Here is a 16,306-nt window from a genome sequence, read left to right on the forward strand (position 1 = left end):
CAATCTAGCATCCGGATGAGATATGTAACCCTCTTCCATAATTAGGGGAAGCCGATGGTCACACTCGCGGTGGTGGGGGCAGGATCACGAGGGAACACCTACGCCGGGCACGCCGTACGGCACGGCGCGCGCGTCGTCGCGGTGGCCGAGCCCGACCCGGGACGCCGGGCGAGGGCGGGGGAGGCGCACCCGGAGGCCGAACTGCTGCCCGGCTGGCGCGAGCTCGCCGCCCGCCCCCGGACGGCCGACGCCGTGATCATCGCCACCCAGGACGCCGACCACGTGGAGCCCGCCGTGCGCCTGGCCGGACTGGGCTACCACGTGCTGCTGGAGAAGCCGATGGCCGTGCGCGAGGAGGACTGCGTCGCCATCGTCGAGGCGGCGGAACGCGCAGGGGTCGTCTTCGGGGTGTGCCACGTGCTGCGCTACACCCCATATACCCGTGCGACCAAGGAACTGATCGACTCGGGCGCGATCGGCGAGATCGTCAGCGTCCAGCACCTGGAGCCGGTCGGCTGGTGGCACCACGCGCACTCCTTCGTGCGCGGCAACTGGCGGCGCTCGGACCTGGCCACGTTCATGCTGCTGGCCAAGTCGTGCCACGACCTCGACTGGCTGCACCACATAGTGGGCCGTAAGGTCGTGCGGACCTCGTCGTTCGGCGGGCTGCACCACTTCCGCCAGGAGAACCGCCCGGACGGCGCGGCGGCCCGCTGCCTGGACTGCGCCGTCGAGCCGGGCTGCCCCTACTCGGCCAAGCGCACCTACCTGTCCTTCCTCGGCGATCCCGACCGCGCCGACTGGCCGCTGTCCGTGCTCACCCCCGACATCACCGAGGAGGGGGTGTTGCGGGCGCTGCGCGAAGGACCGTACGGCCGCTGCGTGTACGACTGTGACAACGACGTGGTCGACCACCAGGTGGTGAACCTGGAGTTCGAGGGCGGCGCCACCGGCTCGTTCACGATGACGGCCTTCACGCCGTCGGCCTTCCGCAAGACCCGGATCTTCGGCACCCGGGGCTCGATCGAGGGCGACGGGAACGACCTGACCGTCACCGACTTCGTCACCGGCGCCACGCGGGAGATCGACGTGACGGCGCAGGGCGGGCCGTCCGCCGCGGACGGCCACGGCGGCGGCGACGGCGGCCTGGTCGAGGCGTTCCTTGAGGCCGTACGGCGGCGCGACCCCGGCCTGATCCTTTCCGCGCCCCGCGAGAGCCTGCACAGTCATCAGGTCGCCTGGGCGGCGGAACGCGCCCGGCTCACCGGCACTGTCGTGACCCTCCCATAACGCACGAGAACCAAATGTGATGTTTGGGGATGTCCGAAACACTCCCGAAACGCCGTCCTTCTGAGATTCACGGTGGTGAAACACATCCGGTCGTGGGCCGAAACGGCGGAAGACGACGCTGTGGCTTATCGAACACGTCGGTAATTTCGGAAGGAGGGCGCGTCGATGGAGATCGACAGCGGCTCCACCGCCTGGATGCTCGCCAGCACCGCGCTCGTACTGCTCATGACACCGGGCCTCGCGTTCTTCTACGGAGGAATGACCAGGGCCAAGAGCGTCCTGAACATGATGATGATGTCGTGGGTCAGCATCATCGTCGTGACCGTCGCCTGGGTGCTCTACGGTCACTCGCTGGCCTTCGACGCCGTGGGCGACGGTTCCGGCCTCCTGCACAAGCTCATCGGCGGCCTGGACAACATCGGACTGACCGGGCTCGTCGACACCGCGACCAAGACCGACGGCACCGGGATGCCCAACCTGGTCTTCTCCGCCTTCCAGATGACCTTCGCCATCATCACCGTGGCCCTGATCAGCGGCGCGCTCGCGGACCGTGCCAAGTTCGGCGCGTGGGTCGTGTTCGCCGCCGTGTGGGTCACCGTCGTCTACTTCCCCGTCGCGCACTGGGTGTGGGGCTCCGGCTGGCTGAGCGGCCTGGGCATCGAGGACTTCGCGGGCGGCACGGTCGTCCACATCAACGCCGGGGCGGCGGCGCTCGCCGTGGTGCTGGTGCTCGGCCGCCGCGTCGGCTGGCGCAGGGACCCGATGCGCCCGCACAACCTCCCGCTCGTGCTGCTCGGCGCCGGCCTGCTGTGGTTCGGCTGGTTCGGCTTCAACGCCGGCTCGCAGCTCGGCGTGGACGGCACCACCGGCCTGGCCTTCATGAACACCCAGGTGGCCACGGCGGTCGCGGCCGGGGCCTGGATCCTGGTGGAGAAGCTGCGCGACGGGCACTCCACCACGCTGGGCGTCGCCTCCGGCGCGGTCTCCGGCCTGGTCGCCATCACGCCCGCGTGCGGGTTCGTGGACCCGTGGGCCGCGTTCCTGATCGGCGCGCTGGCCGGCGCGATCTGCTCCTACGCGGTGAGCTGGAAGTATCGGCTGGGCTTCGACGACTCCCTCGACGTGGTCGGCGTGCACCTGGTCGGCGGCGTCATCGGCGCGGTCGCGCTCGGCTTCGTCGCCGCCTATCCGGTCGCGGACACCGCGCAGAACCCCGGCCTGTTCTACGGCGGGCCGCCGTCGCAGCTCGTCGTGCAGATCCTCGGTCCCGTGGCGGTCGGCGGCTACTCCTTCGCGGTCTCCTGGGTGCTCGCCAAGGTCATCGACAAGACCATGGGCTTCCGGATCGTCCAGGACGACGAGGTCACCGGCGTGGACATCACCACCCACGCGGAGACCGGATACGACCTCGGCACCGTCCACGCCTCCGGCGTGTCCGCGGCGAACGGCGCGGCCGTGCAGACCGGTTCCAAGAAGGTGGAAGCATGAGACTGATCACCGCCGTCATCAAGCCCTTCAAGCTGGACGACGTGAAGGCCGCACTGGAGCAGTTCGGCGTCAAGGGCATGACGGTCAGCGAGGCCAGCGGATACGGCAGGCAGCGCGGCCACACCGAGGTCTACCGGGGCGCGGAGTACCAGGTGGACCTGGTCCCCAAGGTGCGCCTGGAGGTCCTCGCCGAGGAGGACGACGCAGACGACGTCATCGACGTCATCGTCAAGGCCGCGCAGACCGGCAAGATCGGCGACGGCAAGGTCTGGTCCGTTCCCGTGGACACGGTGGTGCGCGTCCGTACCGGGGAACGCGGACCGGAGGCGTTGTAACCGGATGATGAGAGGCGACGCCCGTTCCTTCGCGCCCGCACGCAAGGCGAGGTCGGGGGACATCGACCGGTGGCTGACCGACCTGCTGCGCACGGCGTGCGCCATGCCGTACGCGCGGGATCGGCAACCGGGGATCGGGACCGTCGCAGTGGGGGAGCGCGACGCGGGCGTCGCGCTCCTCGCGGTGGGCAGCCTGGGGCGGGGCGAACCGGCCCCCGGCAGCGACCTCGACCTGGTGCTGCTGCACGGCGGCCGGGACGACGTCGCGGCGATCGCCGACCGCGTGTGGTACCCCGTCTGGGACTCCGGCGTCGGCCTGGACCATTCGGTCAGAACGGTGGAAGAGGCCGCGAAGGTCGCGCGTGACGACCTCAAGGCCGCGCTCGGACTGATCCAGGCCCGGCACGTGGCGGGCGATCCCGAGCTGAGCCGGGCGGTGCGCGAGAGCGTGCTCGCCGACTGGCGGACCGGTTCCCGCCGGCGGCTGGGCGAGCTGCGTGAGGCGGCGGGACGGCGGGCCGAGACGTCCGGCGAGCTGGCCTTCCTGCTCGAACCCGACCTGCGCGACGCCAGGGGCGGGCTGCGCGACGTCCAGGCGATGCAGGCGGTGGCCGCGGCGTGGGTCGCCTCCGCGCCGGGGCCGCGCGTCCGCGAGGCGTACGAGCTGCTGCTCGACATCCGGCACGCGCTGCACCTGGTCACCGCGCGGGGCGCCGACCGGCTGGTGCTGCAGGAACAGGACGCGGTGGCCGCGGCGCTCGGGCTGCTGGACGCCGAGGCGCTGATGCGGCGGCTGGCCGAGGCGGGCCGGACCATCGCGCATGCCTTCGACACGACCTGGCGCGCGGTGGACCGGCTGGTGTCCGGCCCGCCGCCGAGGGGACGCCGCCCGCTGGCCGACGGAGTGGTGGAGCACGGGGGTGAGGTCGTGCTGGCGCGGGGGGCGAACCCCCGCAAGGATCCGGTGCTGGTGCTGCGCGCCGCCGCGGCGGCGGCACGGGCCGGGCTGCCGCTGGCCCCCGCGACGGTCGCCGCGCTGGCCGGGCAGTCGGCCCCGATGCCGGTGCCGTGGCCGGAGGAAGCGCGCGGCGCGCTGGTCGCGCTGCTCGGCGCGGGCCGCGCGGCGGTCCCGGTGTGGGAGGACCTGGACCAGGCGGGCGTGCTGGTGCGCCTGCTGCCCGACTGGGAGCGGGTCCGCCACCGGCCGCAGCGCAACCCCGTGCACCGCTATACGGTGGACCGCCATCTGATCGAGACGGCGGCCGGGGCCGCCGCCTTCACCCGCGAGGTGGCCCGCCCCGACCTGTTGCTCATCTCCGCGTTGCTGCACGACATCGGCAAGGGCTGGCCGGGGGACCACTCGGTCACCGGCGAGGTGGTGGCCCGCGACATCGGCTGCCACCTCGGGCTGCCGCTCGCCGACGTGGAGGTGCTGGCCACCGTCGTGCGTCACCATCTACTGCTGCCGGAGACGGCGACGCGCAGGGACCTCGACGACCCCGTGACCATCGCCAGGGTGGCCGAGGCGGTCGGCACCCGCGAGGCGCTCGAACTGCTCGCCGCGCTGGCCGTCGCGGACGGCACGGCCACCGGCCCCGCCGCCTGGAACGCCTGGAAGGCGTCGCTGGTCGCGGACCTGGTGCGCCGGGTGCGCTCGGTGCTGTCCGGCACACCCCTGCCGCCCGCCCCCGCCCTTTCCCCCGAGCAGGCGGCACTGGCCAGGCACGGCGGCGCGGGGGTCCGCGTCAACGGGGGCGCGGTCACGGTCGCCGCCCCCGACCGCCCCGGCCTGCTGTGGCACGCCGCCGGGGTGCTGGCCGCGCACCGCATGGTGGTCCGCTCGGCGTCGGCGGCCTCGGCGGGCGCGACCACGGTGATCGAGTTCGCGGTGACCCCCGAGTACGGCTCGCCGCCCGACCCCGCGACGCTGGAGGCCGATCTGCGCCTGGTGCTCGCCGGACGGCTGGACATCGAGCAGCGGCTGGCCCGCCGGGCGCGCTCTGCGCGGCCCGCGCGGGTTCCCGTCGCGCCGCCCAGGGTGTCGATGGTGGACGACGCTTCGGCCACCGCCACGGTGATAGAAGTCCGTGCTCATGATCGTCCGGGGCTTTTGTGGCGAATTGGCCGGGCATTCGGGGAATGTGGTCTTGACGTCAGGGCCGCACGAGTGGAGACTCTCGGCGCAGAGGCAGTGGACGTCTTCTACGTGGTCGACCGCGCCGGCCGCCTCCTCGCTGATGAAGATCAGCGCAGTCAGGTTCGCAACCATGTGCTCGCTGCGCTACGGTAATGCGGCAGTGCTCAGCATTCTGTCACCTTTGTAACGATTAAACCGGCTTTGCCGGTCTTTCCAATATGTCGCGCGACCTTGTGGTCTGATATGGCTGGTTTGGTTGCGACGGTTGGGGGTAGCGAGAGCGTGGCGACGGGTACTATCGAGGCCGGCCGTACCGCCAAGCAAGATCGTGGGCGGCCCTCATTCGCGAAGCGCGTCTTCGCCTTGCGCAACTGGCGGGTGCGTACTCGTCTCGCGGCGCTGATCCTGGTACCGACCACCGTCGCGGTGCTGCTGTCCGGTTCTCGTGTGGTCACCGCCGTCGAGAGCATCACCGTCCACGAACGCGCCGCCCTCGCCGCCGAGTACGCCGGTCGTATCCGCGACCTGTCCGAGTCGCTGGGTGAGGAACGCGACCTGGGCACCTGGTGGTCCTACGCGGCCAACCCCCCCCAGATCCCCGGCGCCTCAAGGAGACAGCCCCGTCCCAACTTCGAGGGCGCCAGGACCACCAACGACCTGCACGCGCTGTTCAAGAAGCGCCAGCAGAAGGTGGACGGCCAGCTCGCCAGCGTCACCAGGGACTTCGCCGCCATCGACACCACGTTCGGCGCCCTGGCTCCCGAAGCGGTCCGGCAGGCCCAGCAGCAGATCTCCGCGCTGCCCGCCTACCGCAAGGAAGAACGCGGACGCGCCATTCAGTCCGCGCCCTATACCTCTCTCATCACCTCGCTGCTGCGCGTCCACGACGAGCTCGCGACCGTCAGCCGCGACCCCGGAACCGTCAGTAACTTCCGCGGCCTGAGCGCGCTCGCGCACGCCAAGGAAGAGGCGTCCAAACAGCGCGACCGGCTGCTCATCGGCTCCTACAACCCATCCCTGGTCAGCTCCCAGGAGATGGAGGACTTCATCGCCTCCCGGGACCAGCAGGGCAAGTACCTGGCCCAGTTCGCCACCGAGACCGGCGCCGCCAGCGGCCAGTTGCTCTACCGGACCATCGGCAACCAGCAGCGCACCGACGCCGAGACGACCAAGTCGCAGGCCATGAAGATCGCGAGTACCGGTGGCGCCCGCGCCCAGGGCGACCTGCTCGACGCCAGGTTCCGGGGCAAGTGGTTCGAGGACAACGCCGCGACCATCCAGCTCATCCGGCAGGTCGAGAAGAAGGTCGCCGAGCAGGTCATCACCCGCAACAAGGAACTGGCCGACGCCGAGCAGCGCAACGCCGCCATCGCCGGCGCCTCCATCCTCGCGCTGCTGCTCCTGGTCCTGGCGCTGACCGTGTTCATCGCCCGCTCGATGACCTCCCCGCTGCGCCGGCTGCGCACCGAGGCCCTGGAGATCGCCGGTTTCCGGCTGCCCAACGTGGTGCGCGAGATGCGGCTCAGCGGCGACTCCACGCCACCGCAGGTCCAGCCCATCTCCGTCGACTCCCGAGACGAGATCGGGGAGGTCGCGACCTCCTTCGACGAGGTCCACCGCCAGGCCGTCCGGCTCGCGGCCGAGGAGGCCGAGCTGCGCGGCAACATCAGCGCCATGTTCGTCAACCTCTCCCGCCGGACCCAGACGCTGGTGGAACGCCAGATCTCGCTGATCGACGGTCTGGAGAAGGGCGAAGAGGACGCCAAGCGGCTGGGCGACCTGTTCAGCCTGGACCACCTGGCCACCCGCATGCGCCGCAACAGTGAGAACCTCCTGGTCCTCGCCGGCCACGAACCCACCAGGCGGCGCAGTCAGCCCGCCAAGCTGGTCGACGTCGTGCGCGCCTCCCTCTCCGAGGTCGAGGACTACGAGCGGGTGCAGGTAAAGGTCCACCGCGCCATCTCCGTGGTGGGCAGCGCCGCGAACGACCTCGTCCACCTGGTCGCCGAGCTGGTCGAGAACGCCATCCAGTTCTCCCCGCGCAACACCCAGGTCACCGTGTCCAGCAGCCTCATCGAGGGCGGCGGCGCGCTGCTCTCGGTGATCGACTCCGGCATCGGGATGACCGAGGAGGAGATCGCCGAGGCCAACCGGAGACTGGCCGAGCCGCCCGTCGTGGACGTCTCGGTGTCCCGCCGAATGGGCCTGTTCGTGGTCGGCCGTCTGGCGTTGCGCCACGGCATCCGCGCCCAGCTCCGCCTGGCCGAGGGCAACGGCCTGATCGCGATGGTGCTCGTCCCGCCCACGCTGATCGCCGAGTCCGGAGTCCAGCCCGCCGCGCCCGGCTGGGCGGCGGCCCCCGCCAACGGCGTGGCCGGCGGCGGCGCGCAGGGCTTCGGCCCGTTCAACCCCGCGGGCACGGGTGCCCCGGCCGGTGGCCTGTTCGGCTCCGACACCCTGGCCCGCCGCGACTCGGCCGGCCGCGGCGAGTTCGGCAACGTGCCCGGCGGCCCCGACGAGGGCTTCGGCGACTTCGGCAGGACCATGGCCGACCACGGCTTCGAGAAGCCGGCGTCGCGTCCTCCCACCGGCGGCGAGTGGAACTTCGGCCAGAAGCAGGGCACGCCGGACCCGGTGTTCGGCAACGCCCCCGGGCAGCTCGACCCCGACCCGTTCAACCGCGCGGGCGACCCGTTCGCACAGAGCGGCCCGTCCGGCGGGTTCCCGACCCACGAGTTCCCGAACACCGACTCGCGCTCGGACACCGGCTCCTTCGGACGGCCGTCCGGCGGCGACAGCGGCGCGTTCGGCAGGCCGTCCCCGGAATCCGACCCCTTCACCAGGTCGTCCGGCGACTCCGGGGCCTTCCGGGTCCCCGACACCGGCCCGTGGGGCGGCAGGGGCGGCGACAGCGGCGCGTTCAACCGGCCGGAGCGGCAGGAGCCCGCCGCGGGAGGCGGCTTCCCACGCACCGACCCGTTCGCGCCCGCCGTGCCGTCGGGGCCCTCCATGCCGTCGAGCCCCGCGGGCGGCTCGCGCCCGAGCTCCTCGTCCTACTCCTGGAACCCGCAGGACGACGACCCCGCCACGGCCGCGATGCCCGCGGTGGAGGTCTCGTCGCTGGACTCCGGCGAGGAGTACCTGCCGATCTTCGCGTCGATCGAGTCGGCCTGGTTCCGCAAGCCGGACGCTTCCGCGCCGGAGACCGCGGCGAGCACCGTCGCCGAGCGCGCCGAGCAGGCGAGACGCGACGAGCAGGACCGGCTGGATGAGTGGGAGTCGGCCAGGGCCGCGGTGCACACCCCGCCCGAGCCGCCCGCCAAGCCCGCCGCCCAGGACGTCTGGCAGACCCCCGCCGACGAGGGCTGGCGCGCCGCCGCGGCGGCGGCCGAGCCCGCGCTCGGCGGTATCACCGCCGCCGGCCTGCCCAAGCGCACGCCGAAGGCGAACCTCGTGCCCGGCAGGGTGTCCGCCGCCACGCAGACACCCGTCGCCGCGCCCACCCCCATGCCCCCCGTCTCGGCCGAGCGGGTCCGCTCCCGGATGTCGAGCCTGCAGCAAGGTGTACGCCGAGGGCGAGCGGAAGTTCGTGATGAGTCCGAACCGAACAGGTCGGACAAGAAGGAGGGCCAGTGAGTGAGCGATACGACCCGAAGGGCGTCTCGGTCACATGGCCGGCTAAGGAGGAGGCGTGACCACGCTGAGCCACGACGCTCGCAGGTTCGACTGGCTTATCACCGAGTTCGTACGCGGCACGCCCGGTGTCGCGCACGCGGTGGTCGTGTCGGCCGACGGGCTGTGCCTGGCTAACTCCGAGGGCTTCCCCCCGGACCGGGCCGACCAGCTCGCCGCCGTGGCGGCGGGGCTGCTCAGCCTCACCGTAGGGGCCTCGCGGGTATTCGAGGGCGGCGCGGTGACACAGACCGTGGTCGAGATGGAGCGCGGCCTGCTGCTGGTCATGGCGATCAGCGACGGGTCCGTGCTGGCCGTACTGGCGGCCCCCGACTGCGACATGGGCCTGGTGGCCTATCAGATGACCCTGCTGGTGGACCGGGCGGGGCAGGTGCTGACCCCGGCGCTACGCGCTGAGCTCCAGACATCCAGGACGCGATGACCATGATGATTGGAGAGGGCTGTGCGCGGCACTGACGGGGCCGGGGACGAAGAGCCCCTGTTCCGTCCATACGCGATGACGGGTGGTCGCGTCGAGCCGCGCTATCACCTGGCGATGGAAACGCTGGTCTCCTCCTACGCCATGCTGGACAGCGATCTCGCGCTGCTCACCCCGGAGCAGGAGAGCATCGTCGTGCTGTGCCGATCGGTCAGATCGGTGGCCGAGATCTCCGCGCTCCTCCGGGTTCCGCTGGGCGTGGCGCGCGTGCTGGTGGCCGACATGGCCGACGAGGGCCTTGTGCGCCTCCACCAGCCGCATCTCAACGAGGGTCAGCCAGATCTGCACATGCTGGAAAGGGTGCTCAGTGGACTACGCAGGCTCTAGCGGCGGCGGTCTCACCTCAACGAAGATCGTCGTCGCGGGCGGCTTCGGCGTCGGCAAGACCACCTTCGTGGGCGCGGTGTCGGAAATCCTGCCGCTCACGACCGAAGCGGTGATGACCGACGCCAGCACCGGAATCGACGACCTGGCGCTCACACCGACCAAGACCACCACCACCGTGGCGATGGACTTCGGCCGGGTGTCGCTGGACCGCGACCTGATCCTGTACCTGTTCGGCACGCCGGGCCAGCACCGTTTCTGGTTCATGTGGGACGACCTGGTGCGCGGCGCGATCGGCGCGATCGTACTGATCGACACCCGCAGGCTGGCCGACGGGTTCCCCGCCATCGACTACTTCGAGGAGGCGGGCCTGCCGTTCATCGTCGGCGTCAACGGCTGGGACGGGCAGTTCCCGCACGTTGAGGACGACGTGCGGGAAGCGCTGGCGCTCTCGCCGCACATCCCGATCGTGCGCACCGACGCCAGGTCCCGTGAATCGGTCAAGTCCACCTTGATCACGCTGGTGGAGTACGTCGTTCAGGTCAGGGCGTCGTACGGCGCCCAGGTGTAGGCGACCCGGGGGCGACGTATGGGCAGGCGTGTGAGCAACGGAGGTTATTGACGGTTGTTATCCCGGAGATGTCCAACCCACTCAAAATGTCACTCACCAGGGAGTAACGTGCCAACAGCGAGCTGTGCCGCAGGCTCCGTTCGGAGGCATGGGGCCGGCAAGCCGGAGCCGGTTTGCTGGAAAGGGTGCTAAGTGGACATCGCAGGCTCTAGTCGAAGTGGCGGCCTGACCTCGACGAAGATCGTCGTGGCGGGTGGGTTCGGCGTCGGCAAGACCACCTTCGTGGGCGCGGTCTCGGAGATCCTGCCGCTGACCACGGAGGCGGTGATGACCGACGCCAGCTCCGGTATCGACGACATCGGCCTCACCCCCGACAAGACCACCACCACCGTGGCGATGGACTTCGGCCGGGTGACGCTCGAACGCGACTTGATCCTGTACCTGTTCGGCACTCCGGGACAGCACCGTTTCTGGTTCATGTGGGACGACCTGGTACGCGGCGCGATCGGCGCCGTCGTCCTTGTGGACAGCCGCAGGCTCGCCGACAGCTTCCCCGCCATCGATTACTTCGAGGAGGCCAGGCTGCCCTTCGTGGTCGGCCTGAACGGCTTCAACGGGGTCTTCCCGCACGGCGAGGAGGAGATCCGGGAGGCGCTGACGCTCGCGCCGCACATCCCGATCGTGCGCACCGACGCCAGGTCGCGGCAGTCGGTGAAGGAGGCTCTGATCACCCTGGTCGAGCACGCGCTGACCATGCGCGCGGCCTACGGGGTCTGAGCCGTCTCGCGGACCCTCGCGCGGATCAGGCGGCCCGCCTCGGCGCGCAGCCGGACGAACTCCGGGTGCTGCCGGGTGGTGATCTGCTCGCGAGGCGACGGCAGGTCCACCCGCAGGTCGGCGATCACCGTTCCCGGTGACCTGGAGAGCACCGCCACCCGGTCGCCCAGGTAAACGCTCTCATCGATGTCATGGGTGATGAGCAGGATCGTCATCCCGTGCGTACGGCGGACCGCGAGCACGAGATCCTCCAGGTCCTCGCGGGTCTGCGCGTCCACCGACCCGAACGGCTCGTCCATCAGCAGCAGCGCCGGCCGGTAGGCGATGGCCCGCGCGATCGAGGCACGCTGCTGCATCCCGCCGGACAGCTCCCAGGGGTATTTCCGCGCGACGTCGGAAAGGCCGACCTGTCCCAGCGCGTCCAGCGCGGCGGCGCGCCGCCGTCTGCGGTCCATGCCCTTGCGGCGCAGCGGTAGCGAGACGTTGTCGATGACCGTCATCCACGGGAAAAGCGACCTGCTGTAATCCTGGAAGACCACCGCGAGGTTGTCCGGAATCCGGCGCACCTCGACGCCGTCGATCCGAATACTGCCGCCGGTGGGTTCAATGAGCCCGGCAATGGAACGCAACAATGTGGATTTCCCGCAGCCGGACGGCCCGACCACGCATACCAGTTCGCCTTCGGCGACGTTCAGATCGACCTCGGCAATGGCGGTGTGCGCGGTGTCGCCTCCGCCGTACGTGTGGGTGAGGCCGGCAATCTCCAGCAAGTCGAATCCCCGTGCGCCGATCGTGCTCGTTCATCTCGCGGGTGCTCGTTTCCCGAGCTCCTACGGACTCTAGCGGAGCCGTAACCGGTTGGGCCACGACATGTCCGATTAGCTACGATATGTCGGTTAAAGGGGTGAGGGTCGAGATGGTTTGAGAAATTTGATACTGGAGTGATAAAAGGCGTGGAAAGCGATATTTGTGCGCTACGATCCACTCCGTTCCCGCCAGAGATCGTTTCTCCTGCCCAGCGCAGTTCGGAGGATCCATGAAACTCCGCACCTCACTGACCGCGCTCATCACCCTCCTTCTCGCCGCCGGATGCGGCGGCGGTGGCGGAACCACCTCCGCGCAACCCTCGGCCGGCGCGGGCCTGGAGAAGACCCGGATCACCGTCGGGTCGATTCCGGTCGTGGACACCGCGCCGTTGCAGCTCGGCATCGCCGAGCGATTGTTCGCGGACGAAGGACTGGACGTCAAGGTGCAGATGCTGGCCGGCGGCGCCGAGGCCATTCCGAAACTGAAGAAGGGCTCCCTGGACATCAGTTTCGGCAACTACGTCTCCTTCTTCGGCGCCGCCTCCAAGAAGGTGCTGGACCTGAAGGTGGTCGCCGACGGGTTCCAGAGCGCGCCCAAGACACACGTGATCATGGTGCCCAAGGACAGCCCGATCACCTCGCCCGCCGACCTGAAGGACCGCACCATCGCGGTCAACACCCGGCGCAACATCGGCACCCTGCTGGTCCGCGTGGCCGCCAGCGCGCACGGCGTCGAGCTGAACGAGGAACGCGACTTCGTGGAGTTCCCCTTCCCCGACATGGAGAGCGTGCTGCGGGCCAAGAAGGTGGACGCCGCGATGGTCGTCGAGCCGTTCGGGACGCTGATCAGCCAGTCCATCGGCGGCAAGATCATCTGGGACACTTCGCAGGGGGCGACCGCCGACTTCCCGATCGCGGGCTACGCCACCACGGCCGAGTTCGCCCAGAAGAACCCAAAGACGCTGGCCGCCTTCCAGCGCGCCATGGCCAAGGCGCAGGCGCTGGCCGCCGACCGCGCCAAGGTCGTCTCCATCATCCCGACGTACACCACCATCCAGTCGCCGATCGCGGGCAGCCTGGCCATCGGATCCTTCCCCACCTCGGTGAGCGCCAGCCGGCTGCAGCGGGTGGCCGACCTCATGCGCGAGTACGGCCTGCTGGAGAACGCGCTCGATGTAGGGGGGCTCATCGTCCCCACCTCCGGATGAGGATCGGGCGCGCCGCCCGCGGCGCGATCGGCGTCTTCGCGGCGGCGGCCGTCGCGGAGGCGCTGACGCGTTCCGGCGTCGTGGACGTCGCCCCCTTCTCCCAGGTGGCCGTGCGCTTCCTCGTCCTGGCCACGGACGCCGAGTTCCTGATGAACGCGGCCGACACGGTCACGGCGTGGGCGATCGGACTGGTCATCGCCACCGCCGCCGCCGTGCTCCTCGGCGTGCTGCTGGGCTCTGTGCCGTTCCTGAGCAGGGCGGGCGGCGTGCTGGTGGAGTTCCTGCGGCCGATCCCCTCGGTCGCGCTGATCCCGCCCGCCATCCTGCTGTCCGGGTCGGAGACCGAGATGAAGGTCTCGCTCGTGTGCTACGCGGCGATCTGGCCCATCCTGCTCAACACCATCTACGCGCTGCGCGATGTGGACCCCCTCGCCAAGGACGCGCTGCGCGCCTTCGGGTTCGGGCCGCTCTCCGTGCTGTGGCGGGTCTCGCTGCCCAGCGCCGCGCCCTTCGTGGCCACCGGCGTGCGCGTGTCCGCCGGGATCGGCCTGGTCGTCGTGATCGGTGCGGAACTGTTCGGCGGGGGAGAGTCGGGGATCGGGATCGTGCTGATCCGGGCGCGCAGCGGCGGCGGCGCGGGCGAGGTCACGCTGGCGGTGGCGCTGTGGGCGGGGACCTTCGGGCTGCTGGTCAACACGCTGATGGAATGGGCCGAGCGCACGGCGTTCCGGTGGCACGCCGTACGGACGGAGGCGGTCACGTGAGGACGGCGCCGCACCGGCTCGCGGCGGGGCGTGTGACGCGCCCGCTGCTCGCGGCCGTGCGGTGGGTGGTGAGCAGGCTGTGGCTGGCCGCGCTTTTCGTGGGGATCTGGGAGGCGGTGACCCGCCAGGTCCGCGAGGAGTACTTCCCGCCGCCGTCGGAGATCGTCGCCGCCGGGTACGAACTGTGGTTCTCCGGCCCGCCCGGACGGCTCTTCCTGACCGAGGCGGCCCTGGCCGACTTCGGGCCGAGCCTGTTCAACCTGTTCGCCGGATGGCTGCTGACCAGCCTCGCCGGGGTGGCCCTCGGCGTCGCGCTCGGGCTGTCGCGGACCCTGGCCGACCTCGCCGAGCCGCTCGTGCACTTCGGCCGGGCCGTACCGCCGCCCACGCTGCTGTCGGTGTTCCTCGCCGTCTTCGCGCTCGGCACCTCGATGCAGGTGGCGACGATCGTGTTCGGCGTGATCTGGCCGGTGCTGCTGAACACCGCGGCGGGCGTCCGCGCGGTGGACCGGCTCCACCTCGACACCGCCGAGGTCTTCGGCGTGCGCGGGCCGAGGCGGCTGTTCTCGGTGATCCTTCCCGCCGCCGCCCCGAAGATCGTCGCCGGGCTTCGGATCGGCATCGGCCTGGCGCTGATCCTGATGGTTCTGTCGGAGCTGAGCGGTGGCACGGCGGGGATCGGGGCACATCTGATGGACTCGCAGCGCGACTTCGAACTGGCCGACATGTGGGCCGGCATCGTGTTTCTGGGAGTGCTGGGTTATCTGCTCAACGCGGCGTTCGCGTTGGTCGAACGCCGCTGGCTGCGCTGGCATACCGGTGCCCGCGCCACATGAACGGGGAGTGCGCATGCACGTGATGATCGTCGGGGCGGGCATCGGTGGACTGGCCACCGCCCTGAGCCTGCACGCCGCGGGAGTCGACTGCGTCGTCGTGGAGGCGGCGGCCGAGCTGGGACCCCTCGGGGTCGGGATCAACCTGCAGCCGCACGCCGTACGCGAGCTGACCGAACTGGGGCTCGGCCCGGCGCTGGCCGCGACCGGGATCGCGACCACCTATATGACCTTCACCGACCGCTACGGCGGGACGATCCTGGCCACGCGGCGCGGGCTGGACGCGGGCTACCTGTGGCCGCAGTACTCGATCCACCGGGGCGAGCTGCAGATGCTGCTGCTGGCCGCGGTGCGCGAACGGCTCGGCCACGACCGGGTGCGGACCGGCCTGGCGTTCGAGGATTTCGACCAGGACGCCACCGGCGTCACTGCACTGCTGCGCGACGTGCGCTCCGGCGAGAAGCGCGAGGAGCGCGCCGACCTGCTGGTCGGGGCCGACGGCGTCAACTCGGTCGTCCGGGCTCGGCTGCACCCGGACGAGGGCCCGATGCAGTGGGGCGGCATCCGGATGTGGCGCGGCGTCGCGGCCGATCAGGACGAGTACCTGGACGGCTCGACGGTGATCGTCGCGGGATCCAACCTGTCGGCCAAGTTCGTCGCCTACCCGATCTCGGCGCGGGAGGGCGCCCGTGGCCGGGCGACCGTCAACTGGGTGGCCGAGGTGAAGCTGCACGACCCGGGACCGGCCCCGGTGGCCGACTGGTCCAAGGCCGGATCGGCGGACGACGTGCTGCCGCACTTCGCCGGCTTCCGGCTGCCCTGGCTCGACGTCTCCGGGCTGATCCGCGCGACGGACCGGATCCTGGAGTATCCGATGGTGGACAGGGACCCGCTGCCCCGGTGGGGGAGCGGCCGGGTGACCCTGCTGGGCGACGCGGCGCATCCGATGTATCCGATCGGCGCCAACGGCGGGTCGCAGGCCGTCCTGGACGCCCGGTTCCTCGCCCGTTCGCTCGCGGTTCGCGCGCCTAATGTGAGCGCGGCTCTGGATGATTATGAGGGCGAACGTCGCGAACCAACCGGAAAACTCGTTCTCGCACACCGTGAGCTTCCGATGGAAGAGACGATCAGTAAAGTCCAGGAACGCGCGCCGGACGGCTTCGCCGATATCGCGGACGTGCTCACGCCTGCGGAGTTGGCCGATATGTCCGTCGTGATGAAGCGGATCACCGACATGGACGTACGCACGCTCAACGAGCGTCCATCGTGGGCCGTCGGGTAGTTCCGGTCAGCCTCTAATGCGGGTTACGGCGAGTTCGATTCGTGTAGCGGACAATTGTGATTTAAATGAAAATTGGTGCCTATGAGGCATTGGCCGAGCTTCACGATCTGTGCTCAAATGAACCCCCGCCCCATCTATACGTTGTGGCCCCGCGCACGCTCGGCGCACTGACGTACTTCCGCCCCACGAGGCGTCCGAGGAGAGGTTCCGCACGCTAATGACTGCAACATCCCCCGCGGGCCGCGATGGTCGCGGCCCGGGTGCCTTACCCGCGCCCGTAGGTCCGCCACTCGGTGCGCAGGCCGCGCCAGGGGACCGGA

The 16,306-nt window shown here is 70.4% G+C and carries 14 protein-coding genes; 13 read left to right on the plus strand and 1 reads right to left on the minus strand.

The features are described from left to right. Nucleotides 1-54: 54 nt before the first annotated feature. The 9 genes from P3X83_RS08695 (at nt 55) to P3X83_RS08735 (ending at nt 11,093) form a co-directional block, all read left to right on the plus strand. Nucleotides 55-1,290: a Gfo/Idh/MocA family oxidoreductase gene (locus P3X83_RS08695; RefSeq protein WP_277304368.1), complete on the plus strand. Its 1,236-nt coding sequence runs from the start codon at nt 55-57 to the stop codon at nt 1,288-1,290. 165 nt (nt 1,291-1,455) lie between these two features. Continuing rightward, nucleotides 1,456-2,778 (plus strand): ammonium transporter, encoded by a 1,323-nt coding sequence (locus tag P3X83_RS08700; RefSeq protein ID WP_277304369.1) that lies wholly within the window; start codon nt 1,456-1,458, stop codon nt 2,776-2,778. Beyond that, the gene (locus tag P3X83_RS08705) at nt 2,775-3,113 is read left to right on the plus strand and encodes a P-II family nitrogen regulator (RefSeq protein WP_271216486.1); all 339 of its coding nucleotides are present in this window, start codon (nt 2,775-2,777) and stop codon (nt 3,111-3,113) included. The genes P3X83_RS08700 and P3X83_RS08705 overlap by 4 nt, the downstream gene beginning before the upstream one ends. A gap of 7 nt (nt 3,114-3,120) precedes the next feature. Then, on the plus strand, nt 3,121-5,403 hold the full coding sequence (locus P3X83_RS08710; protein WP_277304370.1) for a [protein-PII] uridylyltransferase: 2,283 nt from the start codon (nt 3,121-3,123) through the stop codon (nt 5,401-5,403). 129 nt (nt 5,404-5,532) lie between these two features. Next, a complete protein-coding gene (locus P3X83_RS08715) occupies nt 5,533-8,886 on the plus strand; it encodes a nitrate- and nitrite sensing domain-containing protein (RefSeq protein WP_277304371.1) in 3,354 nt (1,117 codons plus the stop codon). A gap of 64 nt (nt 8,887-8,950) precedes the next feature. Then, complete coding sequence (locus P3X83_RS08720; RefSeq protein WP_199536698.1) at nt 8,951-9,364, plus strand: roadblock/LC7 domain-containing protein; 414 nt, start codon at nt 8,951-8,953, stop codon at nt 9,362-9,364. A 75-nt stretch (nt 9,365-9,439) separates the two neighbouring features. Beyond that, nucleotides 9,440-9,748 carry a DUF742 domain-containing protein gene (locus P3X83_RS08725; RefSeq protein WP_346742696.1) on the plus strand — a complete coding sequence of 103 codons (309 nt, stop codon included), beginning with the start codon at nt 9,440-9,442 and terminating at the stop codon, nt 9,746-9,748. Continuing rightward, entirely contained in the window at nt 9,729-10,316 is a 588-nt protein-coding gene (locus P3X83_RS08730) for an ATP/GTP-binding protein (RefSeq protein WP_277304373.1), read from the plus strand. Before P3X83_RS08725 ends, P3X83_RS08730 begins: the two co-directional genes overlap by 20 nt. Nucleotides 10,317-10,541: 225 nt before the next feature. Continuing rightward, nucleotides 10,542-11,093: an ATP/GTP-binding protein gene (locus P3X83_RS08735; protein ID WP_277304480.1), complete on the plus strand. Its 552-nt coding sequence runs from the start codon at nt 10,542-10,544 to the stop codon at nt 11,091-11,093. Here P3X83_RS08735 and P3X83_RS08740 read toward each other — a convergent pair. Next, nucleotides 11,081-11,863 (minus strand): ABC transporter ATP-binding protein, encoded by a 783-nt coding sequence (locus tag P3X83_RS08740; RefSeq protein WP_277304374.1) that lies wholly within the window; start codon nt 11,861-11,863, stop codon nt 11,081-11,083. The two genes, P3X83_RS08735 and P3X83_RS08740, sit on opposite strands and share 13 nt — an antisense overlap. A gap of 266 nt (nt 11,864-12,129) precedes the next feature. Here P3X83_RS08740 and P3X83_RS08745 point away from each other — a divergent pair, with 266 nt between their 5' ends. Genes P3X83_RS08745 through P3X83_RS08760 form a run of 4 tightly spaced genes read left to right on the plus strand, consistent with a single transcriptional unit; the run spans nt 12,130 to nt 15,986 of the window. After that, nucleotides 12,130-13,107: an ABC transporter substrate-binding protein gene (locus P3X83_RS08745; RefSeq protein WP_277304375.1), complete on the plus strand. Its 978-nt coding sequence runs from the start codon at nt 12,130-12,132 to the stop codon at nt 13,105-13,107. Continuing rightward, nucleotides 13,104-13,871: an ABC transporter permease subunit gene (locus P3X83_RS08750; protein WP_277304377.1), complete on the plus strand. Its 768-nt coding sequence runs from the start codon at nt 13,104-13,106 to the stop codon at nt 13,869-13,871. Before P3X83_RS08745 ends, P3X83_RS08750 begins: the two co-directional genes overlap by 4 nt. After that, nucleotides 13,868-14,707, plus strand: coding sequence for an ABC transporter permease (locus P3X83_RS08755; protein WP_277304378.1), 840 nt, complete (start codon nt 13,868-13,870; stop codon nt 14,705-14,707). The genes P3X83_RS08750 and P3X83_RS08755 overlap by 4 nt, the downstream gene beginning before the upstream one ends. Before the next feature lie 13 nt (nt 14,708-14,720). Next, nucleotides 14,721-15,986: a flavin-dependent oxidoreductase gene (locus P3X83_RS08760; protein WP_277304379.1), complete on the plus strand. Its 1,266-nt coding sequence runs from the start codon at nt 14,721-14,723 to the stop codon at nt 15,984-15,986. Nucleotides 15,987-16,306 lie beyond the last annotated feature (320 nt).

This window comes from Spongiactinospora sp. TRM90649, from assembly GCF_029382225.1.
Lineage (GTDB): Bacteria > Actinomycetota > Actinomycetes > Streptosporangiales > Streptosporangiaceae > Spongiactinospora.